Source organism: Candidatus Brocadiaceae bacterium (assembly GCA_012728835.1).
Taxonomy (GTDB): Bacteria; Planctomycetota; Brocadiia; order SM23-32; family SM23-32; genus JAAYEJ01.
Map to the genome: position 1 here is coordinate 1 of JAAYEJ010000040.1, position 1927 is coordinate 1927.

The following is a 1927-nucleotide window of genomic DNA, read 5'->3' on the forward strand; positions in this document are numbered from 1 at the left end:
CGCAGGACGGCGAGGATTACTACTGGACACTGATCATCGCCCACTGGGCGGCGGCCGGCGAGTGCATCTACCGGCGGCCGGCGACGCTGGGCAGCTGCCCGGCAGGCGTCTACACGCTCTACAGCAGCGGTCTCTGCGGCGACTGCCCCGCGCAGGTCGAGGTGGTGGCGATATGAACGAACAGAACCTGCCGCTGGGGCTGATCGAGGCGCGCCGGCGCGTCTGCCACCGGTGCGAGCACTGGCGGGTCATGAGCGCCGAGCACGCCCGCTGGCCGTTCTGCATCGGCGGGGATGCTCAGGTCGATCTGAGCCCGGAGTTCCTGGCCGGCCTGCACGCCAACTGCCCCCTGGACCGCTGGCGGGGGGTGGAGCCGGCCGACCTGGCCGCCGAGCGGGCGGAGGCCGAGCGGCGCGCGGCGGAGCGCCAGGCCGAGTGGATGGCGCCCATCTTGGCGGCCGCGCTGAAGCGCATCCCGAGCGCCGAAGAGAAGGGCGCGTTCCTGGTGGACCTGGTGGCGGCCGGCCGACTGCGCCGCGACCTGGCCGAAGAGACGGCCCGCCGCGAACAGCTGATGGGAGGAACCGCCGATGAACGCCGATGAACGCAGACCGATGACCCTGCACGACCAACTGCTGGCCGCCGAACAGAAAGCCGCCGCCCTCCCGGCCCGGGCGCACGCCGCCCCGGAGTGGTGCGTCTTCGCCACGCGCGCCGGCTGCTGCTCCAAGAAGTACGAATGCCGCCGCCTGGCCGGCATCGTGCGCGTGGTGCCGCAGGTCGAGTGCAATCCGAACTGCCCGCGCGCCGTGCCGTCGCTGAAGATCGGCGCGGTCATCACCGCGTTCAACGAGGGCGATGAGGTGCGCGCCACCGTCGAGTCGCTCCTGGGCAGCGTGCGCGGCGATCGCACCGAGGTCCGCGTCGTGCTGGTGGACGACGGATCGACGGACGGCTCGTGCGACGGGTTCGGCGAGGATGATGGGCGCGTGGTGGTCGTCCACCATGAGGAGCCGCAGGGCATCGGCCGGTCGCGGAACGAGGGCGCGGCGCGCGCGCTGGAGCTGGGCGCGAACGTCGTCACCTTCCACGACGCGCACATGCGGTTCGACGCGCCGCCGGACTGGCCGCACGCGTGGGGGCCGCTGGAGCACCTGGCGCGCCGTGCGCTGCAGGACGACGCCATCGTCTGCAGCGGCACGCGGGGCCTGAAGGAAGGCAGCAACCGGTCGTGGGTCTGCGACCTGTTCTACAACTCGACGGACGGGCTGCAGGCGAAGTGGCGCCACGTGGGCGGGCGGCAGCAGCCGACGGAGGAATGGCCGGAGAGCCCGTGCATGATGGGCGCGGGCTATGTGCTGTCGGCAGACACACTCAGAAAACTGTCCGGCGCCACTGGCGCCCTCTGGGAAGACACGGCGGGCCGGTGGGGGTTCAGCGAGCAGGCGCTGAGCGTGAAGGCGTTCCTGATGCGGATCCCCGTGCGGTTCAGCCGCGACGTGTGGCTGCCGCACCTTTACCGCGACAAGAACCCGGTGCCGGCCGCCGGCACGGAGCACTGGAAGAACGTGGCGGTCTCGATGCGGCGGCTGCTGGGGCCGGAGGTCTTCGACGACCGGTTCCAGGCGTTCTGCGAGGCGCGCCTGGGCGCGGACGGGCTGGCCGAGGTGCTGGCCGGTGTGGAGGGTGGAGAGCCCGCCTGGCGGCGGGATCCTCTGGACGTCTTCGAGATGCTGTGCGGCAAGCGGGCCGTGCCGGGGCGCGAGCACCCCGAGCTGGCGGCGCTGGCCGAGGCGCTCTACGGCGAAGGGACCGCAGAGGACGCAGAGGGCGCAGAGAACGGCAGAGAACGGCAACGAACGGCAATGGAGGGGAACGAACGGCAGGATACAACAACGGAGGGGAACGAACGGCAAGAAGCGGCCAG

At 71.7% G+C, this 1927-nt stretch carries 3 protein-coding genes; all 3 read left to right on the top strand.

The features are described from left to right. The coding region (locus GXY85_05850) for a hypothetical protein (protein NLW50352.1) at nucleotides 1–176 on the top strand (176 nt) is incomplete at its 5' end. Next, nucleotides 173–604 carry a hypothetical protein gene (locus GXY85_05855; GenBank protein NLW50353.1) on the top strand — a complete coding sequence of 144 codons (432 nt, stop codon included), beginning with the start codon at nucleotides 173–175 and terminating at the stop codon, nucleotides 602–604. The genes GXY85_05850 and GXY85_05855, both read left to right, overlap by 4 nt. Further along, nucleotides 591–1927: glycosyltransferase family 2 protein (locus GXY85_05860; GenBank protein ID NLW50354.1), on the top strand; the 1337-nt coding region annotated here is incomplete at its 3' end. The genes GXY85_05855 and GXY85_05860, both read left to right, overlap by 14 nt.

Excerpts from the sequence above, each read along its gene's own strand:
- GXY85_05855 (NLW50353.1), top strand. The coding sequence starts at position 173 with ATGAACGAACAGAACCTGCCGCTGGGGCTGATCGAGGCGCGCCGGCGC.